This is a genomic window from Embleya sp. NPDC008237, assembly GCF_042956465.1.
Lineage (GTDB): Bacteria > Actinomycetota > Actinomycetes > Streptomycetales > Streptomycetaceae > Embleya.
On the sequence record NZ_JBIBGL010000005.1, the window covers coordinates 588,840 to 614,358 of the forward strand.

The following is a 25,519-nucleotide window of genomic DNA, read 5'->3' on the forward strand; positions in this document are numbered from 1 at the left end:
GCGGCACCGGGAACAGGAGCACCGACCCGGAGGAGGGGTGCCGATGGCGGAGCACCGGAACCGGCCGCCCGGCGGCGTGGCCCGATGATCCACGACGGTCGGCTGCCGATGAGCCTGGCGTTCGCGTCGCTGCTGCTCACCTTCCTGGTGACGCGGACGATCACCCGACTGATCCGGGCCGGCCGCGGTCCCTTTCACAACATCGGCAGCGGCGGTGTGCACATCCATCACGTGGTGCCCGGCATCGTGCTCGCCCTGATCGGCGGCTTCCTCGCGGTCGGCAGCGGCGAATACCTGGTCGCCCGGTCGATCGCGGGCGTGCTGCTCGGGATCGGCGCGGGGCTGGTGCTGGACGAGTTCGGGATGATCGTGCACCTGTCCGACGTGTACTGGACCGAGCAGGGCCGGATCTCGATCGAGGCCACCGTGCTGGCCACCGCCGCGGTCGGCCTGGCCGCGAGCGGCTTCGTGCCCTTCGACGCGACGCCGGACGGCCACACCCTCGACGATCTGGTGGCCTGGTCGATCGTGCTGCTGCTCGATGTGGTGATGGCCGCGATCACCTTCGCCAAGGGCAAGGTCGGCACCGGCGTGATCGGCGTGTTCATCCCGATCGTCAACATCGTCGCGGGGATCCGCCTGGCCCGACCCGGCTCGCCGTGGGCCCGGCGGTACTACCACGACAAGCCCCGCAGGCTGCGTCGCGCCACCGCGCGGGCGGCCCGCCGCGATGCCCGTTGGAAGCCGATCCGCCGCCGCTTCGAGGACACCATCGCCGGCCGGCTGGTGGCCGCGCCCGCACCCCTGCCCGTGGCGCCGAACCCCGAGCCCCGGGCGCGACGCGAGGTCGACGGCGCCCGACACACCTGGCGCCGCGTGCGGGCGGGCTCCGGGTGAGTGGGTACGGCACGCGCCGGGCACCGCGCGGACGCACACCTCGCCCGCCGTCCGGGATCTCCGCTCTCCCGCCCGCACGCCGACGAACGATCGACCGCCCGGGGGCGGATCCGGTCGCCCTCGACGCTCCGCGGCCGGACGACCACGCGGATCACCGACCCGGAGTCGCCCCCGCGGCCCCGGGCCCGCCCGCCGGTCGTTGGCGTGCGGCCAGGACCGCGATGTCGTCCTCCGGCTTGTCGGTGACCATGCGCGCGATCAGCGTGTCCACCAGACGCACCAGCGGGGTCTCGGCGCTCAGTCCCACCCGGGTCAGCCGCTGGAGCGATTCGCCGATGTCCTCGCCCCGGCGCTCGATCAGGCCGTCGGTGTACATCACCAGCACCCGCTCGGGTTCGCTGCGCCGGCGCACCGAGGTGTAGCCGCCGAACCCGGTGCCCAACGGCGGTCCCACGGGGACGTCGACGAGTTCGGCCGCGTCGCCCGGGCCGACCAGCAGCGGCGGGAGGTGGCCGGCGCTGGCGAAGGTGACCGTGCCCGCCGCCGGGTCGACCAGGACCAGCAGACAGCTGGCCACCCGTTCGATACCCGCCTTGGTACTGGTGCGGTCCACCGCGGCCAGGATCTCGTGCGGCTCCAAGTCGGAGCGCGCCTGCACCCGCAGTAGCGCCCGGAACTGGCTCATCTCCACCGCGGCCTGCACGCCGTGTCCCATCACGTCGCCGACCGCGAGCAGCGTGCGGCCGCCGCTGAGCGCGACCGCGTCGTACCAGTCGCCGCCGACCTCGACGCTGCTGCCCGCGGGCCGGTAGCGCGAGGCCAGTTCGATGTCCGGGTGCGGCGCGTCCGGGGCGGCCAGCAGCGCGTGCTGGAGGGCGAGTGCGATGTCGTGCTCGTGCGCGTAGCGGCGGGCGTTGTCCACGCTGATCGCCCCGCGCCGGGCCAGGTCCCGGGCCAGCACCACGTCCTCGGTGGAGAACGCCTGCGCCACGCCGTGCCGGGCCAGGGTGACCATGCCGATGGCGCTGCCCCGGGCCACCAGCGGCAGCGCCACGATCGAGTGCAGGCCGACCGAGCGGAAGATGTCGACCCGGTCGGGGCTGGACACCTCGCGGGCCAGTTCCTCGTCGCTGACCCGGTTGACCACCACCGGGCTGCGCTCGCTCAGCGCGCGCGGCACCATCGAGCCCTGCTGGTAGTCCACGTTCTCGCCGGGCCGACGCAGGATCGCGGCCTGCTCGGCCATCCCCGGCCGATGCGACAGCGCGGCACGCCACATCCGCACCATGTCCTGCGGCGCGTGCGGGGTGCCGTTGGCGCCCTCGACCGCGAAGACGTCCACCGCGGCCACGTCGCCGAGCTCGGCGACGAAGAGTTCGGCCAGTTCCTCGCAGGTCTCCACCAGGTCGAGGGTGGTGCCGACCCGGGTCGCGGCCGCGTCCAGGAAGGCCAGCCGGCGGCGGGCCGCGTCCAGTTCCATCTGGGTGCGGCGGGACTCGGAGACTTCGAGGATGACGCCGGCCAGGCCGACCACCTCGCCCTCGTGCTCCAGGCGGTGGTAGGCGCCGTGCCACCAGCGACGGTCGCGCGGGCCCGCGTGGGTGATCCCGGTGGAGGTGGCCTCGCGGGCCACGCCGTCGCGGAGCACCGCGCGCAGGATCTCCTCCTGGGCGTCCACGTCCGGGAGCACCTGGCCGATGGTCCGGCCCAGGTGCTCCTCGGCGGAGATGCCGTTCATCCGGGCCAGGGCCGGGTTGACGTAGAGGTAGCGAAGGCCCGGGCTCATCACCGCGACCGCGGCGCGGGTGCCGTCCAGGAGACCCTGCAGCACCGCGTACGCGCCGGCCTCGCGCGGGTCGCTGCCGTTCGCCCCGACCAGGCGTGCCACCGCACCGGTCACGGCGTCGACCTCCGGCACCGTCATCGGCGGGTCCGCATACTCGTCCAGCGCCACGCCTGTCCTCTCCAGCCCCGGGTCCCGTGAGGCGCCCGGCCCCCGGAAGCCGACCTTCGGGTTCCAGTCTGGGCCACGGCAACCCGAACGCGCGAGCGGCAGGCCGCAGTGCGTTACACCATCGTGGCCAGGATCTCCTCGACCATAGCCATGGTGGTACCCGGATGCAGGAAGGCAAAGCGGGCCACCGTCTCGCCCTCCCAACCGGTGGGCGTGACGAAGCCGACCTGGCCGGCGAGCAGCCGGTGCGACCACTGCAGGTAGTCGTCGGCGCTCCACCCGGTGCGGCGGAACAGCACGGCGGACAGCTCCGGGTCGCGGATCAGTTCCAGGTGCGGGGTGGCGCGGATCAGCTCCGCGGTGTCCCGGGCCAGGGTGAGCGCCACCTCGATCGCCTCGGTGTACGCGTCGGTGCCGTGCACCGCGAGCGAGAACCACAACGGCAGGCCGCGGGCCCGCCGGGTGAGGTGGTAGGCGTAGTCGGTCGGGTTCCACTCCTCGGGCGCGTCGGTGTGCAGGACGTCGAGGTAGGACGCGTCCTGGGTGTGCACGCCGCGGGCCGGGGCCGGGTTGCGGTACACCAGCGCCGCGCAGTCGAACGGCGCGAACAGCCACTTGTGCGGGTCGACCACGAAGGAGTCGGCCAGTTCGATCCCGTCGTAGCGGGCGCGCACGCTGGGCGCGAGCAGGCCCGCGCCGCCGTAGGCACCGTCCACGTGGAACCACAGGTCGCGCTCGCGGGCGACCGCGCCGATCCCGGCCAGGTCGTCGATGATGCCCGCGTTGGTGGTGCCGGCGGTGGCGACCACGCCCACCACGTCGTCCGCGTCCGGATCGGCGGCCAGGGCGGCGCGCAGCGCCTCGCCGGTGAGGCGGTGGTCGGTGGTCTTCACCACGAGCGGTTCCATGCCGATGATGTGCAGCGTGTTGCCGATCGAGGAGTGCGCCTGGTCGCTGACCGCGATCCGCAGACGGTCCCGGGCGGTGGCGCCGGTACGTCGCCGGCCCATGTCCCGGGCGACCACGAGTGCGGACAGGTTGCCCGCCGAGCCGCCGCTGACGAAGCAGCCGCCGGCGCCCGCGGGCAGTCCGGCCAGGTCCGCGATCAGGCGCAGCACCTGGTTCTCGGCGGCCACCGCGCCGGCCGCCTCCAGCCAGGAGATGCCCTGGAGGGACGCGCACGAGACGACCATGTCGAACAGCAGCGCGGCCTTGGTCGGCGCGGCCGGGATGAAGGACAGGAAGCGCGGGCTGTCGCAGGAGATGACCGCGGGCGCGAGTTGGTCGGCGTAGATCGACATCACCTCGCCCGGGTCGTTGCCGTGCGCGCCGATCAGGCCGTCCAGCGCGCGGTCGAGCTTGTCCTTGCGCCCGGGGTGGTCCAGCGGCACCGGGTCCAGGGCGAGCCGCTCCCGCATGTAGTCGAAGACCAGGTCGGCGAGAGCGGGATCGTACCGGTGCATGCGCATGTGGGCTCGGCAATCTCTCGGCGCGTTCGGGCGAGGCACCCGCGCAGGGTTGGGTGCCGCGGGGAGGGCGTTTCCCCCGCGGGTGGCGTTCTCACGAAAGCCGGATGAGGGTGCCGGGTCGGTCTGCACCGGCAGTTCAAACCCTACGTACACGCGTGCGATCGGGCCAAGAGGTCGATCTTGCGCGCCGACGCCGATCTATTGCGTCTCCACTCCCTGCCAGGCTGTTCCGTTGCGCCTGACCAGCCTGGAAAGCACGACACAGCTCTTCGAACGCACCACGAACGGCTCTGCGGCGATCCGCTCCAGGACCCGCTCGAAGTGCTGCACGTCGGCCGCGAGCAGGTGGACCACCGCGTCCGCATCGCCGGTGACGGTGCTGGCCGAGACCACCTCGGGGAACTTCGCCAGCGCCTTGCCGATCTCGCTCGGCGAGGTGCGCCCGACGCAGTACAGCTCGACGAACGCCTCGGTGGTCCAGCCGAGCGCGGCGGGCTCGACCGACGCGGAGAAGCCGGTGATCACGCCGGCGGCGAGCAGCCGATCCACCCGCCGCTTGACCGCGGACGCGGACAGGCCGACCCGCGTGCCGATCTCGGCGTAGGTCGAGCGCGCGTCGTCGATGAGCGCGGTGATGATTCGGCTGTCCAACGGGTCCAGCGCCATCGATCGGGTCTCCTGGGTGCGGGTACGGGTCGGGCGGGTCGGGCGGGGATTCGGGGCGGCGGGGGGGCGGGCGGACGGGGCACAGTGACGGTAGCCCACCTGGGCTTGGGTGCGGGGCCGTTGTGTGGCTGCTGCGGGGCCGGCTCGGGTTGTCGGCAGTCGCGGGGAGCCGCTGGGGCCGCGGGGGTCGCTGGGGACGCTGGGGCTGCGACGCGGGCTCCGGGTTGCGACCGCCGGTGAGGTGGTCGATGCGCGGCCGTGGTCGTTGTGCGGCGGTGGTCGTTGTGCGGCCGGATCCGGGCGATGTTGTCGGCGGCGACGCGGGCGGGGTGTGTGCGGGCTTGCCTCGCCGGCGGGCCGAGGCAAAAAAGGGCAAGCGCGGATTGTGGACGTCCCCGCAGAATCTGGTGGACGGCGAACTGACCGTTCGAGGCTGCCGCGCGCCCCGGTGGGCCGGGCGGGGCGGCGGGCGGGCGACTGCAACCGGCCGGAGGTATCGCATTCGGACGGGGCGAGTTGCCTGCGGGCGGGGCGAGTTGCCTCGGCAGGGTCGGCCGACGGCGATTCAGCCGGCGGTGGGGTGACGGCGGACGGCCGAGTCGATCGGCCCGGCTCGATCGACCCGGAACGGGTGGTGGCGTGTGGCGACGAACCGTCTGGCGCGAGGGGTCCTCTTCGTGGCGTGTACGGGCAGCTCCGCACGGTCCGCCCGCGCATAGCGTGAGGTGAGCCCGGGCCGGGCCCGCGCACGCGGGCCGGCTTCGGAGTACCGACAGAGGAGACGAGAAGAATGAGTATCAAGGTCGCAGTGATCTACCACGACACCGCCGAGTGCGTTCGGGCGCTCGCCGACACGGTGGCGGCGGTCGCCTGGAACACCGGCGCCGAGGTGCGGTTGCGCAGGCTGCCCGAGCCGACGCCGGATCGGCCACCGACCGACGCGAAGGCCGATCCACCGGCGACGACGCGCGATCTGACCTGGGCCGACGTCGTGGTGCTCGGCGCCCCGGCCCGGGACGGCGACGTCGTCGCGCTGTTGCGCCGGCTCGCCGACTCCGCCACCGCGCCGGCGACCGCGCCGGCCGCGCGCGAGATGCGGGACGAATGGGAACGCCGCACCGAGCAACAGGTGTTCGGCGTATTCGTCACCGCACCCGCCCCCGGTACGTTGCACGGCGGACTGATGCGCAGCTTCGGCATCGTCTACCGGCCCGTACCCGGCGATTCGACGAGCCGACCGAAGCACTCGGTCGCCGCACCCGCCCCCGCATCCCCACCCGCCGGCGGCACGGAGGACCCGACGATGCTCTCCTTCGACCTGGCCCGGACGCAGACCCGCCGCTGCGTCGAGATCGCGGCCGCGCTCCGCGCCGAACGGACCCTGACGGTCTGAGCACGTCGAAGCGGCAGGGCGGGGGTTGCCGCGCGTGGGGGCCGGTCGAGGGGTGGCGGGAGGCGGCGTACGTGAGTCGAGCGGCAGAGCAGGGACTGCCGCACGCGGGCGACGAGTCGACCTCGCCCACGACGGGTCGTTCGTCCTCAGGCGGAGTGGTTCGGGTCGGACGGACATGGCCAACGTGGTGAGATCGCCGCGGTCGGCGGAGCGGATCGTGACGGGTTGGTCGGCTCCGCGCAGGTCGAGGGGTTCCGTCCGGTCCGTCGTTGGTGGGCATGGGGGTTGCGCATCGTCCAATTCGCGCGGGGTTCGGGATATCGGTCCGGGAAGTGGATCTTGCCGGGTGGGCCGATGGTAGGTTTTCCGCGATTGTCAGCCGGTGCGACCGGATCCGGCCGCCTCATCGGGTCTGCCGGGCGGCGGCCGTGATGCGAAACGAGTCCCGATGTCCGAGCACGGTACGCAACATGCGCACGACGCCCGCCGCACGACGGTCGCCACATCCCCTGCGCGCCCGAAGCGGCCATGGCGCCACCGGCGCCCCGAGACCGCGACCGCCGCCGAGAGCGAGACCGCGACCGCGTCCTCGGTTGCCGCAACCCGACGGAGGCAGGTCCGGGGTATCGCGGTGGTCGCCTGCGTATCGGCCGTCCTGGCCGCGACCGGCGCGTGTGGGGGTGGCAACGGGGGAAGGGCCCTTGCCCCGGCTGCGGACACACGCCCGCCCGGGTCGTCGGCACCTCCCGTCGCGCCCGGCACGCCCGCGGCGTCGGCCTCCACTCTCGCCTCACCCGGCGCCGCCCCGACGGGCTCCACGGGCCCGGCGCCGAGGCCGTGTGCGACCGTCACCGCGACCGCGAAGCCGACCCGGGGCACGCTCACCAAGGACGACCTGCGCTCGGCCTCGACCGACTCCGTGCCGCTGACCGGCGACGAGGTCTTCGGCCTCCCCGAACTCCCGTACAAATACCCGGGCGGCACGCTGACCCGGACCTGCGTGAAGATCCTCGACACCTGCGCCCCGATCGCCACCGACGAAGCCGCCGAGTTGATCGAGAAGTTGGGGTGCACCCGCGCGGTCGCGGCGCTGTACGTGGACAAGGCCAACAACGTCCAGACCACCGTCGGCGTGCTGGAGATGCCCACCGCGATCGCCGCGGCAACGCTCGCCGAGAGCAAAGCGGGCTGGTACAACCAGGTCGTACAGCCGACCGACCCGATCACCAGGACGTTCGAGGACGGCGCCGCGTACAGCTGGGTCAGCGAATCGTTGTACCGCTACTTCATCTACGAGATCACCGGTCGTGTGGACGGTACGGACCGCACGCCGGCCGAGGTCGACAAGCACGTCGCGGCGCAGAACGCCGTCTACCACCTCGTGGGCGACTCCCTGGACCGCCGCTCGGCCGCGGCGGGGTCGTAGACCCGCGGTCGTGCCCGGCCGGTCGGCACGCCGCCCGACGGCAGGCCCGAGCAAAAGCCGCCGGAAACGGTGCGGGGGGCGGTAGGCACCGGTTCCAGCGCGCTGCTTTCGTGGGGTCGTGGTGGTCGCCGAAGGATCACGCGGGTCGGGACGATCGCCGAGGGGTCACGCTCGCGCCGTTCCGCCGACCGCGTCGAATACCAAAAGGGGTCGAGCCTAGGCAACCAGCGTCGACGAGTCGGCGGTCCGGGTCGGGACCGCCGTCGTGGGGTTCGGCGTTGCGCTGCCTTGGGGTTTCGGAAAGGCGCCCGGGAAGTCGGGAAAGGTGAGGGTCTGGGCGCGCAGCAGCTCCACGGCGGCGCGCGGCGACGGGTCCTTGAGGCGCAGTTGTCGGGCGGCGCTGCTGCCCTCTTCCAACAGTCGTCGCGCGACGGTCCGGACGAAGGCGAGGTCGCCGGAGGCGACCAGGTCCGGCATCAGTTCCTCGATCAGTTGCCACACGACCACGCGCGCCGAATCGGTGGCCATCGTCGTCGGGTCGATCAAAAGGCCTTCCAGTCCCGAGCGGGCGGCCCGCCAGGTCGCGGCGCGCAACCATGCCTGGGAATGCCGTCGGGGTTGTTCGCCGTTCTCGGCCGCCCGAACGCCGCGTTGCACGAGGGCGCGGAAGAGGAGGGCGATCAGGACGGAGGTGTCCACGTCGGGACAGGCGTCGCAGATGCGCATCTCGATCGTCGGTACATGCGAGGACAGGCGCAGGTCCTGGTAGTGCATGCCGAGGTCGAGGATCACCCCCGAGCGGACCATGCCCTCCAACATGTCGTCGTACTCTCGGGCCGAGGCGAAGTCGTCCGCCGGGCCCGCCGAGGGCCACCGCTGCCAGAGCATGTTGCGCCAACTCGCGTAGCCGGTGTCGACGCCGAGCCAGTAGGGGGAACTCGCCGACAGCGCCAGGAGGGTGGGCAGGTGCGGGGAGATCCAGGACATCGCCCGTGCGGCCACGTCCCGATCCTCCACGCCGACGTGCACATGCAGACCGCACACCACCTGTTCGTCCGCCACCAACGCGTAGTCGCGCTTGATCGCGGCATAACGCTCCCCCGCGGCCTGTGGCGAGTCCGTCAGTTCCATCGACGGCGCGGTCCCCGAGGCGATCACCGCGACCCCGATCTTCTCCGCGGCCTCGGCCAAGAGCGTGCGGGAGCGGATCAAGTCGGCGCGCAGATCCGCCAGTTCGAGATGGGGTTCGCTGTTGGTCTCGATGGAGGCTTCCTTGGCTTCGCCGGTGAAACCAACCGCCGGAAGCTCGGCGAGCAGTTCCGTACCGGCCGGGGTCAACCGCCCCGTCCGTCGGTCGACGATGTGAAACTCTTCTTCGACACCCACAGTCCGAATCGACATATGTCCCCCTGAGATGTGTATCGCGTCGGTTGTCGTGCGCGGCGCGTCCGATGGCGGCGCCGGATCCATACCCGTGGAACGGGACTGCTCGAATTCGGTGCGGCAACCGGCGCCGACGGCTCGCGCAAGTCCGTGCCGACGGTCCGAGGTGCCCGAAACCCATTGACCTACAAGGCCGTTGGACAAGACTGCGACCCCGTGACCGCGATGCCAAGTCCCATTGGGTCCAGGAAGTCTTGCGCTCAGCGCGCCGGGTTCTGGGCCTCGATCGCGCACGGTCACGAATAGGGGCGACGCATCCCGTTCGTCACCCCGCGCACGGGCCCGTACACACTGTGGGGCCGATCGGTGCGCGATATGGCTATCGATCGCGGACGGCGACATCGAGGATGAGGCCGACCCACGAACAGGCTCGGGCTTGGTTCACGCTGCCGTGACCGAGACCGACCGTGCGAGCCTGCTCGTCGTGTCCCCCGTCGTCCGGCGCGGGTCCGCAGGCGGCACGGGCGTCGCGAGGACCCCGCCGGGCACGCGGGAGGCGCGAGCGGAAGGGCACGTGACCGCCCCGGCGCCCCTTCCACTCGGCCGGCTCGGCGCTCCGCTTACGAGCCCTTCGCGTCCGCCCGGCGACACTCCCCGTACGTGTCCCACCCGTGTGCCCGGCGGCGTTCCTCTTGCGTGTCCTACGAGACCGCCCGGCGCCCCTCTTCCCGCAAGTCGCCGCCGGGTGGCGGTGGTCGACCGCCGACAGCGAATCACGGAACGACGACGGCCGTCCAGGGCTCGGCACCATCCGGTCCCTCATGGTGCTGTGAGGGAACCGTGATGGGCCCTCCCCCTTGGCATCCGAGGCATTGGATCCCATGATCGACTTCGTGATCCGATACCTACGCACCCGCTCGGCCGTTGCCTTGGGCGCGGTGACCCTGGCGCTGTACGGGCCGGTGTCCGCCGCGGCGGCCGACCCCGCTCCACCGGCCGAGGCGGTGCCGGCCAAGGTGGAGTTGGTACTCGACCTGTCCGGTTCGATGAAACAGAACGACGCCGGCGGGCAGACCCGCCTGGAGGCCGCCAAGCAGGCGGTGAACCGCATCATCGACGCGGCTCCCGCCAACGCCCAGGTGGGCATCCGCGTCTACGGCGCCACGTATCCCGACACGGACAAGGCCGCCGGCTGCGCCGACACCCAACTCCTGGTACCGGTCGCGGTGATGGGCGAGGGCGCCAAGACCGCGGCCAGGCAGCGGGTCGCCGCCCTGAACGCCGTGGGCTTCACTCCCATCGGCAACGCCCTGCGCGCCGCCTCCGACGACCTCGGCACCCAGGGCGAGCGACACGTCATCCTGGTCTCCGACGGCGAGGACACCTGCGCACCTCCGCAACCCTGCGAGGTGGCCAGGGAGTTGAACGCGCGCGGCACGAAGTTGACGGTCGACACGGTCGGCTTCAACGTCTCCGGGGCGGCCCGGGAGCAACTCAAGTGCATCTCCACCGCCGGCGGTGGGGTCTACGCCGACGCGAACGACACCGACTCGCTGGTCTCCAACATGTCCAGCCTCTTTCGACGGGCCTGGACCCCCTACGACGCGTCCGGCCGACCCATCCGGGGGGCGACGACCGGCTGTGCGAACGCGCCGATGGTCGAGGACGGTCAGTACCTCGACGCCTTCGTCACCAGTCGGGACCTGTGGTACCGCATTCGCAAGAACCCGGACGAGGACCTTGCCATCGGCGCCACCGCGATCTTCTCCGAACGCATGCGCGCGGGCGACGACCGGGAGAACTCGGCCTTTCTGACCCACCTGTTCATCCGTTCGGGTCCCGCGGACCAACCCCAGAGCTGGATTCTGAAGGAGGGCGTCGCCTTGGAGGCGAACAACATCGTCACCACCGGCGCGAACGGCGGGTCGAACAGCACCGCCCGGGCCCCGGACGGAATCGGCTGCCTGCGCATCTCGCACAACGCCGAGGTCGATCCGCAGCGCCGGATCCTGCTCGAACTCCTGATCAGCCATCCCAAGCGTCCCGGTGCGGTGAACGCCGCGAACAATCCCGCACCCGAGCGCTCCGCACCCGTTGCGAGCGGCGCGCCCTCCGGGGCACCCGGCACCGACACCCGCGCCCGGGTCACCGCGTCCTCGGACGACGACGGCGGACCCGGCACCGCGGTGACCGTCGGCCTGATCGCCGGCGCCGTGTTGCTGGGCGGCGGGCTCGGGTCGTTCCTGGCCGGTTCCCGGCGTGGGCAGAGGGGGCAGGCGTGAACGGCGTCATGCGCGTACGCGGGGCACTGGCCGCGGTCGCCGCGGTCCTGGCCGTACCGGCCGTCGGCGTGGTGGCCGCCACTCCCGCGGCGGCTGCCGACGGCCCGAGCGGTTTCTCCTTCAACAGCGCCGGCGAAATCGGACCGGGGGTCCACCGCGAGAGCATGGTCGTGGGCGACTTTCTCTTCTGGCGGGTGTTCGTGCAACCCGGACAGAAGCTCTCGATCAAGGGGTCCGTCGACATTCCGACCGACTTCCCACACAAGCAGGGTCCCCGGTTCGTCCTCAACCTCTACAACCCGCTGCGCGAGGCCATTCCGCTCCTGGACAACCCGACGAACCAAATCCTGCCCGGAACCACCCACTTCGAGGCCACCTCGGGTGCGTGGACGGTGGGGGACGGCAAGAAGTACGAGAACTTCGACGGCACCAAAGGCTCGTTCAAGGAGTTCAAGGACGACAAGTACGCGCTGCGTGGCTCCTATTACATCCAGATGTCCATCTCGGGCGCCCAGGGGCCCCAGCGCGGCATCGTGGTGCCGGTGAAGCTGGAGGTGTCGGTCGAGGGCACCGTGGTCCAACGTCCCGATCAGCCGGCCGGCCCCGAGGAGGACCCTCGCCCGACGGGCGGCACGGTCCCCGAGGCACCTCCCTCGGGGGCGACGCAAACGCTCGCGAGCGGTACCGCGCCGCCGGTGGCGGGTACGGGCGGCAACTCGTCCTCGGTGGCCTCCGATTGGAGTACGCCGGCGGGCGGCGCGGTGTTCGCCCTCCTGCTCGCGGCGGGCCTCGGTTACCTGCTGCGCCGTCGGTTCGCCGGCACCGCGCCCGCACCCTCGGCCTCGCCGTGGACCGCGCACATGTCGCCGACCGCTCCGGCGCACCCACCCACCGCGGCATCCCCGTCGCCGTCCACCGGACCCACGGTGTCCGCTCCCGCGCCGCCACCCACCCGCCCGGTCGCGCAACCGCGCCCCGCACACCCCGACACGCCGCCACCCACCCGCCCGGTGGCGCAGCCTCGGCCCGAACACCCCGATCCGGCGCCACCCTCGACGACGTGGCGACCCGACCAAGCCACGTACGCCCCGGGCACGGCACCCGAATCGCACGAGGTGACCCAGGCGTTCGAAACCCCCCGCCGCCCGGAGCACCCGCCCGGCACCCCGCCGCACTCGCACTGAACCACGGGCTGCGAACCACGAGCCGGGAGCTGCGAACCGGAACCACCGGTTACGAACCACCCGCTGCGAACCACCGGCTTCGGCTACCTACTACGACCTACGCCCCACAACGACAACCCATTTCGAGCCCTCGCGCCCACGTGATGCCCCGGTGGCCAATCCACCGGGGCATCACGCGTTCCGTGCCGGCCCTTCCACGGGACGGGCGGAGCCGGTGCGCGGCCGTGGTTGCAACGTTGCTGCAACCCCCCTTCGGCGACTGGTGGAAGGGCGTCCGCTCGCGCACACTGCCGGAACGCAGGTCGGCAACCCCATGGCCGATGCCGAAGGAGACACCTGCCCTGCGTACGGCGGTTCGGCGGCGAGGAGTTGTGCCGCGCCGTCCGCGCCGATGGTCGGGCCGAACCGCGACCCGAGAATCGGGAAGGTCGATGATGGTGATGTCCCAGCGGACCACGGACTGCCGCTCCTCCGTCGGGTGCCTGCCCGAGGAACACTTGTCGGTACAGGTGCCCTCGGCACGACCGCCGCGAATACGCTCCGATTTCCCACATGCCGCCCGCATGTACGACTACTACCTCGGCGGCAAGAACAACCTCGCCGTCGATCGCGGCACCGCCGAGACCGTACTCGCCCTGGCGCCGGAAGTCCGCGCGATGGCCCTCGCCAATCGCGCTTTCCTGCGCCGTGCGGTGTCGTTCGCGACCGAGGTCGGGATCCGGCAGTTCCTGGACATCGGGGTGGGTCTCCCGACGGCCGGTGACACCTACGAGTGCGCGTTGCTCGGGACGGAGCACGCGCGGGCGGTGTACGTCGACAGGGATCCGATGGTCCTCGCGCATGCCCGGGCGCTGTCCGCCCGCCCCGGTCGGGTGTCCGTGGTCGACGGGGACCTGCGCGATCCCGGTGCCCTGTTGGAACAGGCCGCCGGGCGAGACGGGTTGGACTTCGACCGGCCGGTGGCGGTGGTCCTGACCGCGGTCCTGCACTACCTGTCGGACGCCGACGATCCCTGGTCCGCGGTGGCCGAGGTGATGGCCGCGACCAGGCCGGGCAGCGTGCTGCTGCTCTCGCACGCCGCCGCCGATCTGCGCCCGGAGGCCGCCCGCGCGACCGCAGCGACGTACCGGCAGTCGGCGACCCCGCTGTTCCCGCGCACCGCTCGGGAGGTGGGCGCGCTGTTCGCCGGGCTGACCCCGATCGAACCCGGCGTGGTTCCGGTCGCGTCCTGGCGCACGGACCGACTGCCGCGCGTCCACGCCGACCGGCAGTGGATGTACGCGGGGGTCGCCGTCAAGCCGCCACCGGCGGGTAGGTGGCAGTGTTCGAGCGGAGGGCGTGGTATGCCCACCTCCCGGCATTCGTGTCTGTAGAGGGGGCTCGGGCCGGGTCGCGGTCGGTGTACGGCCGGTGTTCGGAACGGACGCGGTAGAGCGCGTCGGCGGAGGCGTCGGCGGAGATCGACGCAGCGTCGGTAGCGCGTCGACGGAGCATCGCCGGAGCGCGGATGCTACCGGCGCATTTACCGGACCGTGGTACCCATGCCGTCCTTTCCCACGTGGCCGGCGGTTCGCGACGATGAACGCCGTTGCCCGGACGCCGTCGGATGGTCCGGAGCGACAAGGTGGTGCGGCGGGAGCCCGCGGGTACCCGGCCCAGTCGGGGTCCCGCCGGCCCGGTTCAGGAGACGCTGTCCGAGCAAGCCCCGGATGCCTCGGGGACCTCCTGCCGCGGGCCGGACCACCCGGCGCGTGGTGCGAAGTGGTCGGCGGCCGCGATCCGATCGACCCCGTGGCCGCGGTGACTCGTCCCGCGGTCACGGTGGTCTTCGGCGCGATGCCGGTGGGAGCCGCCGCCCAGGTGTCGCCGAGGGCGCGAACTCCCTTTATTACTCGGGTGTTTACCGGTCCCCGGTGCCCGTCGCGGCCTTTGTCGCACCGTCGCGGTTCGCGAGGATATGGGCATGCCGCAGAACGCTCAAGAGGCAACACGCAAACGCGAATCCACGACACCGGCGGGTCCTCGAACCCGTCGCCCCGGCCTGCTTTTGGGAGTGGAGGGATTGGAAGCGCACGACATCGGTTCCGCGCTGTTGCGTTCGATCTCCTCTCCTCCGCGGATCTTCGTCGGGTCGGCTCGCGAGCCGAACGCCCGACCGGACTTCGCCACCTTGATGGCGCTGGCCGATGCGGTCGGGGGCGAGCCGTACATCCGCGGGGGACGGTCCGCGTCCGAGACCCTGACGCTGGTCGCGATGCAGACTCATCGCTACGAATCGACCCGGCTGTTCCTGGCCGCCGGCCGCACCGTCGTCGAGCAGCGCGGCGTGTACAGCGCGGCGGTCGAGGACGCCGTCACCCGTCATCCCGGCGACTCGGACCGGGCGCACTGGGCGGCCCGACGCTTCCTGTCCACCGTCGCCGAGTGGCGTCCGCTGCCCGACGTGGTGCTGCTCACCATGGACGAACCGGAGGCGGTCGTCGAGCGGTTGCGCCATCAGGAACGAGAGCAGGCCCCCGAACCGGGCCAACTCCGGGAGAAGGTGGATCTGTTCCGGCTGCTCGCGGCGGACGACCCGGAGCGGTTCCGGATCTTCGACCGGCGCGGGATCGAGGAGACGCAGATGCCCAAGGCGGTGCGCGACTGGTTGATCCGGATGCTGCCGGAGGAGATGGTCTCGCGGTCGGCCTGAGCCGGGTGACGACGAAAGGACGCCGACCCCCGCCGGGGGTCGGCGTCCGGCTTCGCGTCTCAGTTGCCCCGGGCCGGCCGTGCGAAGCACGTCGCGTCGTCGTACGCCGAAGCAAGGCCGGGGTGCGGACCGTACGAGCCACGCGGCGCCCAGGGGCCGACGGCTCGGAAGCCGCCTCGTCGGGTACCGCCGCCTCGGCCTCGGCTGTGCGGCATGGGGGAGGAAGTCATCTGCTCGTCCTTTGCGTTCGTGATGGGATTCGGGTTCGTGGGGTTCGGGTCGAGCGTCGGCACAGCGCGTTCACAGGTTCACGCGTTCCGGGAGGATCGTCGCCGCAGCAACAGCGCGGCGAGACCGGCGCCGAGCACGATCGCCGCGGGCAGCCCGGCCCAGACCAGCGGGCCGCCGTAGGCTGCGGATTTCTCGTCCCGCCCGGACGAGTCGGTGAGCCCGGGTTCGGTCCGGATCGGGTTGCGCGTGGCCGGTGACTCGTTCGCCGGCGGGGTCGAGGATCCGGCGGGTCCGGAAGCGTGCGCGTACACCGGGCCGGGTTCCTTGCTGCCGGTCACCGACACGTCGACGGCCAGCGAGCGCAACTCCCCTTCGCCCTGGGCCGATACGGCGATGTAGTACCAGCCGGGCAGCATGTCGGCGACCTCTTGTTGCCGGTCACTGCGATTGCGGAAGCGCACCGGCCTGGTGGCGAAGGGATCCAGTCCCTTGGCGAAGATGTGCTCGGTGTCGTGCACACCCCACGAGTCCTGGGCCAGCTGCTCGCGGATGGGATTGTAGAAGTGGGTCTGTACTCCGATGATCTCCTTCCCACCGCCGACCCGGGCCTGGAAGGCAAGGCTCTGCCCCCAGTCGAGGCGGACCCGGTAGAAGGCCCACTCCCCCGGCGCGAGGGTGTCGGTGTAGTGGCCGGAACCGGGGAGGGTGGTGGCCGAGGCGAACGAGCCACCGCCGACCACCGGTCGCGCCGCGCCACCCGGCTCGGTGTATCGCGCGATGTCGGCTTCGGCGGGACCCGGGTCCAGGGCCTGCGGTTCGAGCAGCACCTGGAGTTCGAGCGGCGCCGGCGGCCCCGTACCGCGGCGGGTCACCGAGAACACCTGCCTTCCCGGTCGACCACATCCGTCGGCCCCGGTACCGGAGGCCGTCCAGCGCACGGAAGCCGTGACGACCTTGGACAGGTTTTGGTCGAGGCCGGTGTCCGAGGTGCAGAAGCCGGAACCGCGCTCGCCGATCTGCTTGACGTCGAGCGCTTCGAGGCCCTTGATCCTGCTGATCGTGGTGCCCGAGACGTAGGCGGTGTAGCCCGCGGGCACGTCCATGGCGTAGTACTTCACCTCCTTGTCGGCCAACTCGTCCAGGTAGCTCCCGGGAGCCAGCGCCGCGGCGCGGGCCGGATCCGGGCCGCCGTCGACCGCGATCCCGGTCGGCTCGTAGCCGCGCAGCGCGCGCTGTGTCACCCGGGTGAGTTCGCGTTCCAGCGAGGCCGCGTCCGGGGCGTCGGCGTAGGTGCCGCCGGAGGCGCGAGCGATGCAGGTGAGCTGGGCGCGGGTCTTGGGGTCGGCCGCAAAGCCGACGGTGTGCACCCGCATGTCCACGCCCTGGGCGGCGAGTTCCCGCGCCACCTGGCACGGTTCGGGCGGCGCGCACGTGTCCTCGCCGTCGGAGACCAGCACGATCGAGCGCGGGCCTTCCGTCGGCAGCGCCGCGGCGGCCTTGCGCAGGGCCGGCCCCATCGGCGTCCAGCCCATCGGTCGGATCTCCTGTACCGCGGCCTTGAGGTCCGGTCCGCGGGCACTGCCGACGGGTTGTACCACCGTGACGTCACGGCAGCCGTCGGCCCGGTCGGTGGTGGATCCGCTCTGCCCGGTGCCGTACACCGTCAGTCCCAGTCGGGAGCCCTCCGGCGCGGTGTCGACCAGTGTCGTGATCGCCTTCCTGGCGACATCGATCCTGGTCTCCGTCGCGGCCCGCTCGTTCATCGAACCGGAGGCGTCCAGCACCAGCATCACCGGTGCCAGTCCTTCGAGTTCGGTCGCGTGGGCGGCCGGCCCGGCGGACAGTGCCGACGCGGCACCGAGCGCGACCGTGAGGACCGCGGCCGCGCAAGCCGGAAGTGCTCTGGATCTCATGTCCGGGAATGTAGATCGAGTTGCAGTAGCAAACAAGAGATTCGCTAGTAGAAATCTTCGCGCGCCTGCCGATGCCCTGTTTGCTCTAATTATGCGCTTACAGGAGGTATGACCGGCCCACTTGTGCCCCTACAACCCCCGCCCGCCCCGTGCAGGTCCACCGCCGGGCGATCGCACCGTCATTGCAGTTGCAAACATCCGGTCGGTGACCGCGACGGCGCGTTCCGGTCACGGCATCGCGCACATTCACTGTGCACATCGAAACTCGTATTCGCCCGTCCGGCCCTTTGCCAGTGCAATGTGTAACCGGAAAACCGAATCGGTGGCCGCTTGCGCTCTTGTACTCTTGCCGCAGGAATCCGATGCGACCGGACCGGTCTCCGGAGCCGGAACAAGGGCGAATAATCGGCGCGTTCGAGATATCACCCACCCAAGGTGCAGTGGCGTCCACCTGCGTGCGGCCGCCCGGACGGCGGGCACGTTCGAGTCGCGTGAAATCCGCATGCGATAAAAAGCCGATCCAAGAGTTGAGGCTGGAGGTGCGATGAGCAAGCCGACGGTTACCAATCCGTGGATTACCGCCACCGTCACCGAATCGCCCGAGGTCTTGGCCCCGCAACCGGCCCCGCCGCCCACGATGTTGCCGACTCGGCCTCGGCCCGGAGCGGTACTGCCGCCGCACGACGGTGGTCTGCCGATTCGGCACCTTCACCCGAACGAACAGGCGCCGTGGTGGTGGCTGGGCTGTCACGGCGGTGCCGGAGTCGGCATGTTGAGCGCCACGTTCCCCGACGGTCGGGACGCGGATCGGCACTGGCCGGTCCCCGGTGACGGCACCTCGGCGAGCGTCCTGCTCGTCGCCCGCACCAACGTCCCGGGTCTGCGGGCGGCCCAGACGGCCGCCCGGCAGTGGGCCTCGGGAGGCGTGCCGCAGGTCCGGTTGCTGGGCCTGGTGGCGGTCGCCGACGCGCCCGGCACCCTGCCCAAACCGTTGCGCGATCTGGTGAAGCTGGTGGCCGGGGCGTTTCCCCGCACCTGGGCCGTCCCCTGGATCGAACCGTGGAGATTCGGGGAGACCCCTCCGGTCGCCGAACTCCCGAAACCGCTGGCCCGACTGGCCGGAGATCTAAGCCACGTTGTTGCGAGAAACCGAGGCCCCTGGTGATAGCTACTGTGTTCACTGCGATTCACGGAATACAGGGTTGGGCAACCGACGGAGAGTCCAAGCCTCCATCGCCACCGCCCGGCCCCTCCATGCCGAAGCCGAAGACTTTCACGCCGGACAACGGTCTCACCGACGGCATCGCAAAGGTCGCCGGTGTGGTGTCCTACGGAATCCTCGCCTTCTCGTTCCTCGTCGCCCTGGTATGCACGGGCATGATCTGGAAGGCGCACAAGGACGGCGGGCAGGCGTCCTTCGTCGGACTCGGCATGGCCATGCTCACGGTGATCGTTTCCGGCAGTCTGGCCACCATCTTCAACTGGGTGACCTGAGCCGCGAATCCGTCCTCCTTTCACCGTGATTCGCGGCCCCATCCGGAGTAGAGCGCATGGCCTGGTTGAGAAAGGAACAGTCGGCATCGAGCGGATACGACGATGAAGGCAGCCGTTTCACACAGCCCGGCTTCATCGCATCCGCACTTGTCATCCTGTTCGTCGTCCTCAGTGCCGTCTATCTCGCCGTGGCGGGCAACGACGGAAAGACCCGATCCGCCCCGCCTTCCACGGCGCCCAACCTCGCCCCGGTGACCCTGGCTCCCGTCCCGGACTCCGTGTCCGCCGAAACGAACGAGTGTCCCTTCACGCCGGTGACGGATGTGACCCGCCCGACGCAACCCCCTCGGGACGTCGCCTGGCAGTCGTTCCGCACGGTACTGCTGCCGGCCTCTTCGACGGCCGGGCCCATGGTCACCCAGGGCGACGTGGCCCGCTGCTACCAACAGACCCCCACCGGCGCCCTGTTGGCGGTCGCGCAGATCACCACCCGGTACGCCTTGGCGGAGAACTGGCTCCGAGTGGTCGCCGAGCAGGTTCTGCCCGGGCCGAGTGCGGACGCCTATTCGCTTCCGCGCATCGAACGGGAGTTGACCCGTGGCGCCCCGCGACCACCGGAGCCCGGGAGCATGTCGCAGATCGCCGGTTTCAAGTTCGTCACCTACAGCTTCCAATCCGCTTCCCTGGAAATCGCGCGCCGCACGCCGGACGGCAAGTTGCAGGCGTTCGTGCACACGGTCGTCTGGACGCACGGCGACTGGAAGTTGGAGCTCCAGCCGGACGGCGCCGACGCGCCGATAGGAAGAAACCTGATCTCGCTGGAGGGGTTCGTTCCCTGGGGGGGCTCTTAAAACGTGGAGCGGAAAACATGGCGGATCACGCGGCCTCGGGCCGCCCACCGCCCGACCGGACGCAGGGCATTCTTGATCGCGGCGCGGGCAGCCGTGCTCCTCGGCTTCGTGCTGTCCTTCCTCGTCCTGCAAAGCGGCCACCCCAGCATGGCCGTGGACAAATATGACAAATCTTGCGTCTGGTTTCCGGACAATGCCGCAGGATCGAAGTGGACCTTCTACTGCCCGGGCGAAGATTCCTCCGCCAAGGACGAAACCGGCTCGTGGAACGGTTTCCAGCTCATCGGCGGCGACTCGGCCAAGGCGAAGGAAGACCTGGATAAATGGCGCAAGAACGAACTCAACCTCACCGGTAAGGCGTTGGAGGCGGCCGGCGGTCTCGGCAACGAGCCCAAAACGCTGGAGGAGCCCCAGAACCGATCCTTCATGCTGGACGGTGCCGAGAAAGCCCAGAGCCCGTGCGTCCTGATGGACGGAAAGCACGGCGGGGCCAACGAGAAGCGCGAGGTCAAGTGCGTCGAGGTACGGCAAATGCTGGAGAAGAAGCAGCACCCGTGCACAATGGCACCGCCCCAATCCCGCCCGCTGTGCATCCAGCAACACCTGTCCTGGTCCGACTACGCGAAGCCGGCCGCCGGTGACCTGCCGTCGTGCGACACCACCTCGAAGACCTCGGTCTGCCCCGACAACAACGTGGTCGCGCAGAACGCGAAAGGTGAGGACAGCAAGTTCCTGAACGAACCCATCACGTTCATTCGGGATCAGAGCAAGAACGCGGTGCGCACGACGTTGTTGTGGTGGATCAAGGCACCGGATCCCTTGATCAGCGAAACCGACAAGACGGACTGCGACGACGGCACCGGCAAGTACACGGACCGCACGAAACCGTATCCGTGCAGCAGGAACACCACCGACTTCCTGACCCGGCACACGAACCCGTTCACCTACTTCCTCGCGCTGGCCTGCGTCATATTCGCCGGCTTCAAACTCGCCTACACGCGCGACGCAAGCTCGGTGAAGGACGTCATCAAGGGCACGATCACTCTCGTCCTGGTCACCGGCAGTGCGATCTTCCTGGTCAATGTCGCCGTCCGGGCCTGTCAGGGATTCACCGATTGGATCGTCGTCCGAGGACTCAGTCCGGAGACCAACGGCGCGGCCAACACGGACCGCGCACTCCAGGAGGCCGCGGACAGATTCGCGCAGAGTCTGGAGGGGTTCGATTCCATCGTGCTCTTCCTGCTGGCCGCGTTGATCATCATCTCGTCCAACATGGTCCAGTACTTCTACATGACGGCCCGCCTGTTCTTCGTGATCGTGCTGACCGGGACACTCCCACTGACCGCCGCGGCCACCTCGACCGCGGCCGGCAGAAATCTGTTCCAGCGGCACATCTCGTATCTGATCGCGTTCATCTTCGTGAAGCCCGCATCGATGATCATCTTCGTCGCGGGCGCCCGACTCTGGGCACCGCCGGGATACCAGGGTCTGGACTACAGCGATCAGTTCCGCGGCTTGTTCGTGCTCGCACTGGTCACCTTGGTCGGTCCCGCGACCGTCCGGGTCGTCTTCGCCATGACCGGCCCGGCGGCCGGATCCAACGCGGCGAACATCGGTGCGGCGGGCGCCGTCCTGACAGTCGGCGCGAGGAGCGTCGGAGCCGCATCGAACCTGGTGCGACACCGGAACCAAGGGGGCAACAACTGATGAGTAACGTCACCAGCCACGACGTTCGCACGTATGGAAACTGGCAGAAGCCGATCTCGCCCGGGCTGGGTCGCCTCGGCTTCATCGGCACCGTGGCCGGCATCGGTGGTCTGCTGCTGGTCATCCTGGTGATGATGATCTCGTTCGTCGCCGCCCTCGTCGTGGGCGTGCTCATCGCCCTCGCCCTGCTGCCGATGGTCATGCGCGACAAGCACGGTCGCAACGGTTTCCAATGGGCCGCCGCCCGGGTCTCGTGGAGCGCGGGCAAGGCCCAGGGAGCCCACCTGTACCGATCGGGCCCGCTCGGTCGGCTCCTGCTCGGCACCTGCAAGTTGCCCGGCCTCGCCGCCGCCTCCAAGCTCTTCGAGGCGCACGACGCGTACGGCCGACCGTTCGCCCTCGTCACCATCCCCGCGACCAATCACCACACCGTCGTCCTCACCTGCAGCGCCGACGGCGCCTCCCTCGTCGATCCCGACCAGGTGGACACGTGGGTCGCCTACTGGGGCCTGTGGTTGTCCCAGATCGGCCACGAGCCGGGTCTGGTGGCTGCCTCGGTCACGATCGAGGCCGCACCCGACACGGGTGAGCGACTGCGCGGCGAAATCGACGGCAACGTGGTGGCCGAGGCGCCTTCGCTCGCCAAGCAGGTGCTGGAGGAAGTGAGCGAGGCGTACGGACAGGGATCGGCCCAGATGTCGACGCGGGTGGCACTCACCTACTCGGGGGCCGCGCGAGGAGCACGGGCACGTCGCAACGCCGAGGAAATGGCGGTCGATCTGGGCATGCGGCTCCCCGGACTGTGCAGCAGCCTGCAGATGACCGGGGCCGGACCGGCCCGGCCGATGACGGGTCGGGAGCTGACCGAACTGGTCCGGGTCGCCTACGACCCGAGCGTGGCCACCTTCATCGATCAGGCCCGTTCCGAGCGTACGAGCGATCTGCGCTGGGACGACGCCGGCCCGACGGCCACCGAGGAATCGTGGGGCCACTACCGGCACGACAGCGCCTTCTCGGTCACGTGGGCGATGTCGGAGGCGCCGCGCGGCGAGGTGTACTCGAGTGTGCTGACCCGACTGGTGTCCCCGCACCCGGACATCATGCGCAAGCGGGTGACCCTGCTGTATCGACCGCACGATCCCGCGACGTCGGCTCGACTGGTGGAACGCGACCGCAAGGACGCCATGTTCAAGGCGAAGCAGTCCAAGGTCGCCAATGCCCGCGACTCGATCGCGGTCCAGGCCGCCGAGCAGGCCGCCCGCGAAGAGGCCACCGGCGCGGGACTCGTGCGGTTCGCCATGCTGATCACCGCCACCGTCAACGACGCCGCCGACATCAAGCTCGCGGCGTCCGCGGTGGACAACCTCACTGCCTCGTCCCGGATTCTCGTGCGCCGCGTCTACGGCTCACAGGCCTCCGCGTTCGCGGCGGCGCTCCCGTTGGGGCTGGTCCTGCCCAACCACCTCAAGCTCCCGCAGGTTCTGCGTGAAGCGGCGTAACCCGTCGGATCCCCGGAACACGCGCTTCGGACAAGGGAGTCGAGCCCGTTGACGAACAACACTTCGGTCGATCACAACACCACCTTCGGCGCGTCGGCGCCCTTCGCGGCACCGCCCGCGCCCGACAAGCCGCGCAAACGTTGGGGACGCAAGGCGAAGCAGTCCGCCGACGCCGCCGGCAAGCAGCCTCGGCCGCAGATTCGACGGCCGGGGCCCAGGGGTTTTCGCGGTTGGGGTCAGGGCGCACCCGCGTACGTCGAGACCCCGCCGGAGTGGCGGGGCACGACGGTGCAGGTCTGCGGCCTCTGGCCGTTCGGCGCGGGCTCGGGCACGCCCGGCGTCGGCGTACCACTGGGCCGGTCCCTGGCCGGTGGCGCCACGGTGTGCTGCGACCCGATCAGTTGGTTCACGCGTGCCAACCTGTTGCTGAACCCCAGTGAATTCGTGCTCGGCAAGCCGGGACTGGGCAAGTCCACGATCGTGCGCAGGCAGGCTCTGGGGCTCGCCGGGTACGGCGTCAATCCGGTCGTCTTCGGTGACCTCAAGCCCGACTACGTGGATCTGATCGAAGCCCTCGACGGTCAGGTCATCACGCTGGGACGCGGGCGCGGCTATCTCAACGTGCTCGACCCCGGAGAGGTGACCGAGGCAGCCGCACGGCTCCCGCTCAAAGCACGGCAGGCCCTGCTGGCGGAGGCGCACGGCAGGCGGTTGAACGCGGTGGCCTCGCTGGTCACCGTCCTGCGCGGGCACCCGCCGACGGACCGCGAGGAGAGCATCCTCAACGCCGCGCTGACGGTCCTGCACGACCGACACGACGGCGTCCCGGTCATGGCGGACCTGGTGCGGTTGTTGCGGGACGCGCCCGACCCGGTCCGTGCGGTGGCACTGGATCGCGGTAATCTCGCCCGCTACCGGGACATCACCGAGGGCCTGGAGGCGTCCCTGGTCGGTCTGCTCGGCGGCGGGCGGCTGGGCGAACTCTTCGCGCACCCCACCACCGAGGCCATGCACCACGACCGCCCGGTGTGCTTCGACGTCAGCAGCATCGACGACTCCGAGGGCCAACTTCAGGCCGCGGCCCTGCTGGCCTGCTGGAGCTACGGGTTCGGCGCCATCTCGGTCGCCCAGGCCCTGGCCGACGCCGGACTGGAGCCGCAGCGGCACTACTTCGTGATCCTGGACGAGTTGTGGCGTGTCCTGCGCGCCGGACGCGGGCTGGTCGACCGGGTCGACGCGTTGACCCGACTCAACCGCCAACGCGGCGTCGGCATGGCGATGATCACGCACACCATGTCGGACCTGCTGGCGCTACCCGCCGAAGAGGACCGGATGAAGGCCAAGGGCTTCGTCGAGCGGGCCGGCATGGTCATCTGCGGCGGTCTGCCGGCCGCGGAGATGCCGCAGTTGACCGAGGTCGTGAGCATGACCGAGTCCGAGCAGCAGATCATCACCGACTGGTCCACTCCCCCCTCCTGGGACAGCGAGATGGGCACCGACTCGGCTCCTCCCGGGCGTGGGAAGTTCATGGTCAAGGTGGGCGGGCGCCCCGGTATACCCGTGCAGGTCGAGCTCACGCCGTCCGAGCTGCGCATCAACGACACGAACCGCAAATGGACGACGTGACATGACGAGGCGAGATACGGGCTTCGGTCGAACGCGGGCGGGCGCGGTCCCGGGTCGGATTCTGCTGGTCGTCGCGGCCGTGATTCTTTTTCTCCTGACCGGCGGAACTCCCGCAGGAGCGGACGAATCGGATTATCCACCGGCCAACTGCCTCCAGATACCTCGCGATCTCCAGGGCGTCGTCTTCAAGGTCTATTGTCCGGGCAAGGCAGCGCGCGAATATTCCAACGACGTGAGCGGCTGCGACGGAGGCCCCAGCAGTCCTTCGTATGTCAATCGGGACGGCGTTCCGGACCTGACGAACTTCTGCAAATACAATGTTCGCAAAGAACTGAAGGACTGGCTGCTCAACGACAAGCACAAGACCGCCGGACACGTGGATCCGAGCAACATTCGGGACAACCCGTGCGATGCCCTCCCCGAGAAATACAAAACCGGCTGCCCGGACATCCGCAAGTCCAAGTTCCAGGACCTGTCCACCCATCCCTGCATGCTGAAGAACGCATCGGGGGCCGACTACCTGGAGCCCGAACAGCAGAGCAAGTGTCTGGGCGACAACTCGTGGTTCCAGAACGGAATCAAATCACCACCCCGTGGCGACAAGAATTCGTACAACACCCAGGACTACTCGGGTCCGTCCGAGGTGATGGACCCGCTCATGGAGGGCGCCGGCTGGGTGGCCTGGGCCTGCCTGGTGGGCTGCTTCTTCAGCGCGTTCTGGTGTCTTTTCCAATTCGTCGGCGCGCGCCGCAGCGGCGGGGAGATGGCGCACGGGGTGGTCTATGTGTTCATCGGCACCCTGATCGTCGGCAGCGCATCCAGCATCACTCAGTTCGTCCTCATCTAGGGATG

At 70.2% G+C, this 25,519-nt stretch carries 19 protein-coding genes and 1 pseudogene; 14 read left to right on the top strand and 6 right to left on the bottom strand.

Translation table 11 applies throughout. From position 1 onward, the window contains the following. Positions 1 to 84 precede the first annotated feature (84 nt). Positions 85 to 897, top strand: a complete 813-nt coding sequence (locus ACFZBU_RS16325; protein ID WP_391584224.1) for a hypothetical protein — start codon at positions 85 to 87, stop codon at positions 895 to 897. Positions 898 to 1,048: 151 nt separating this feature from the next. Here the strand turns inward: ACFZBU_RS16325 and ACFZBU_RS16330 are convergent, their stop codons facing one another. The 3 genes from ACFZBU_RS16330 to ACFZBU_RS16340 form a co-directional block, all read right to left on the bottom strand. Beyond that, a complete protein-coding gene (locus ACFZBU_RS16330) occupies positions 1,049 to 2,851 on the bottom strand; it encodes a SpoIIE family protein phosphatase (protein ID WP_391584225.1) in 1,803 nt (600 codons plus the stop codon). Positions 2,852 to 2,964: 113 nt separating this feature from the next. Next, positions 2,965 to 4,320: a pyridoxal phosphate-dependent decarboxylase family protein gene (locus ACFZBU_RS16335; RefSeq protein ID WP_391584226.1), complete on the bottom strand. Its 1,356-nt coding sequence runs from the start codon at positions 4,318 to 4,320 to the stop codon at positions 2,965 to 2,967. 198 nt (positions 4,321 to 4,518) lie between these two features. Next, a complete protein-coding gene (locus ACFZBU_RS16340) occupies positions 4,519 to 4,986 on the bottom strand; it encodes an Lrp/AsnC family transcriptional regulator (protein ID WP_391584227.1) in 468 nt (155 codons plus the stop codon). A 790-nt stretch (positions 4,987 to 5,776) separates the two neighbouring features. On the opposite strand from ACFZBU_RS16340, the gene ACFZBU_RS16345 reads away from it, so the two are divergent. Continuing rightward, positions 5,777 to 6,379, top strand: coding sequence for a flavodoxin family protein (locus ACFZBU_RS16345; RefSeq protein ID WP_391584228.1), 603 nt, complete (start codon positions 5,777 to 5,779; stop codon positions 6,377 to 6,379). A gap of 159 nt (positions 6,380 to 6,538) precedes the next feature. Here ACFZBU_RS16345 and ACFZBU_RS16350 read toward each other — a convergent pair. Further along, positions 6,539 to 6,631, bottom strand: a pseudogene (locus ACFZBU_RS16350) (MerR family transcriptional regulator); the annotation flags it as partial. A gap of 667 nt (positions 6,632 to 7,298) precedes the next feature. Between ACFZBU_RS16350 and ACFZBU_RS16355 the strand changes: the two are divergent. After that, positions 7,299 to 7,805 (top strand): hypothetical protein, encoded by a 507-nt coding sequence (locus tag ACFZBU_RS16355; protein WP_391584229.1) that lies wholly within the window; start codon positions 7,299 to 7,301, stop codon positions 7,803 to 7,805. A gap of 216 nt (positions 7,806 to 8,021) precedes the next feature. On the opposite strand, the gene ACFZBU_RS16360 is transcribed toward ACFZBU_RS16355, so the two are convergent. Next, entirely contained in the window at positions 8,022 to 9,590 is a 1,569-nt protein-coding gene (locus ACFZBU_RS16360; protein ID WP_391584230.1) for a glutamate--cysteine ligase, read from the bottom strand. A gap of 479 nt (positions 9,591 to 10,069) precedes the next feature. Here ACFZBU_RS16360 and ACFZBU_RS16365 point away from each other — a divergent pair, with 479 nt between their 5' ends. From ACFZBU_RS16365 to ACFZBU_RS16380, 4 genes are all read left to right on the top strand, one after another. Beyond that, entirely contained in the window at positions 10,070 to 11,470 is a 1,401-nt protein-coding gene (locus ACFZBU_RS16365; RefSeq protein ID WP_391584231.1) for a VWA domain-containing protein, read from the top strand. Further along, positions 11,467 to 12,654 carry a hypothetical protein gene (locus tag ACFZBU_RS16370; protein WP_391584232.1) on the top strand — a complete coding sequence of 396 codons (1,188 nt, stop codon included), beginning with the start codon at positions 11,467 to 11,469 and terminating at the stop codon, positions 12,652 to 12,654. Before ACFZBU_RS16365 ends, ACFZBU_RS16370 begins: the two co-directional genes overlap by 4 nt. 509 nt (positions 12,655 to 13,163) lie before the next feature. After that, entirely contained in the window at positions 13,164 to 14,027 is an 864-nt protein-coding gene (locus ACFZBU_RS16375; protein ID WP_391584358.1) for an SAM-dependent methyltransferase, read from the top strand. Positions 14,028 to 14,716: 689 nt separating this feature from the next. Beyond that, the gene (locus tag ACFZBU_RS16380) at positions 14,717 to 15,346 is read left to right on the top strand and encodes a hypothetical protein (protein WP_391584233.1); all 630 of its coding nucleotides are present in this window, start codon (positions 14,717 to 14,719) and stop codon (positions 15,344 to 15,346) included. Between the two features lie 308 nt (positions 15,347 to 15,654). On the opposite strand, the gene ACFZBU_RS16385 is transcribed toward ACFZBU_RS16380, so the two are convergent. Next, complete coding sequence (locus tag ACFZBU_RS16385) at positions 15,655 to 17,490, bottom strand: VWA domain-containing protein (protein WP_391584234.1); 1,836 nt, start codon at positions 17,488 to 17,490, stop codon at positions 15,655 to 15,657. A 544-nt stretch (positions 17,491 to 18,034) separates the two neighbouring features. Here ACFZBU_RS16385 and ACFZBU_RS16390 point away from each other — a divergent pair. From ACFZBU_RS16390 to ACFZBU_RS16420, 7 genes are all read left to right on the top strand, one after another. Beyond that, positions 18,035 to 18,655, top strand: a complete 621-nt coding sequence (locus tag ACFZBU_RS16390; RefSeq protein ID WP_391584235.1) for a DUF6668 family protein — start codon at positions 18,035 to 18,037, stop codon at positions 18,653 to 18,655. A gap of 89 nt (positions 18,656 to 18,744) precedes the next feature. Then, positions 18,745 to 18,984, top strand: a complete 240-nt coding sequence (locus ACFZBU_RS16395; protein WP_391584236.1) for a hypothetical protein — start codon at positions 18,745 to 18,747, stop codon at positions 18,982 to 18,984. A 56-nt stretch (positions 18,985 to 19,040) separates the two neighbouring features. Continuing rightward, positions 19,041 to 19,835 carry a hypothetical protein gene (locus ACFZBU_RS16400; protein ID WP_391584237.1) on the top strand — a complete coding sequence of 265 codons (795 nt, stop codon included), beginning with the start codon at positions 19,041 to 19,043 and terminating at the stop codon, positions 19,833 to 19,835. Positions 19,836 to 19,907: 72 nt separating this feature from the next. Further along, complete coding sequence (locus ACFZBU_RS16405) at positions 19,908 to 21,542, top strand: hypothetical protein (protein ID WP_391584238.1); 1,635 nt, start codon at positions 19,908 to 19,910, stop codon at positions 21,540 to 21,542. After that, complete coding sequence (locus tag ACFZBU_RS16410) at positions 21,542 to 23,041, top strand: SCO6880 family protein (RefSeq protein WP_391584239.1); 1,500 nt, start codon at positions 21,542 to 21,544, stop codon at positions 23,039 to 23,041. Before ACFZBU_RS16405 ends, ACFZBU_RS16410 begins: the two co-directional genes overlap by 1 nt. Before the next feature lie 48 nt (positions 23,042 to 23,089). Continuing rightward, on the top strand, positions 23,090 to 24,667 hold the full coding sequence (locus tag ACFZBU_RS16415; protein ID WP_391584240.1) for an ATP/GTP-binding protein: 1,578 nt from the start codon (positions 23,090 to 23,092) through the stop codon (positions 24,665 to 24,667). A 1-nt stretch (position 24,668) separates the two neighbouring features. Then, a complete protein-coding gene (locus ACFZBU_RS16420; protein ID WP_391584241.1) occupies positions 24,669 to 25,514 on the top strand; it encodes a hypothetical protein in 846 nt (281 codons plus the stop codon). Positions 25,515 to 25,519: the final 5 nt, after the last annotated feature.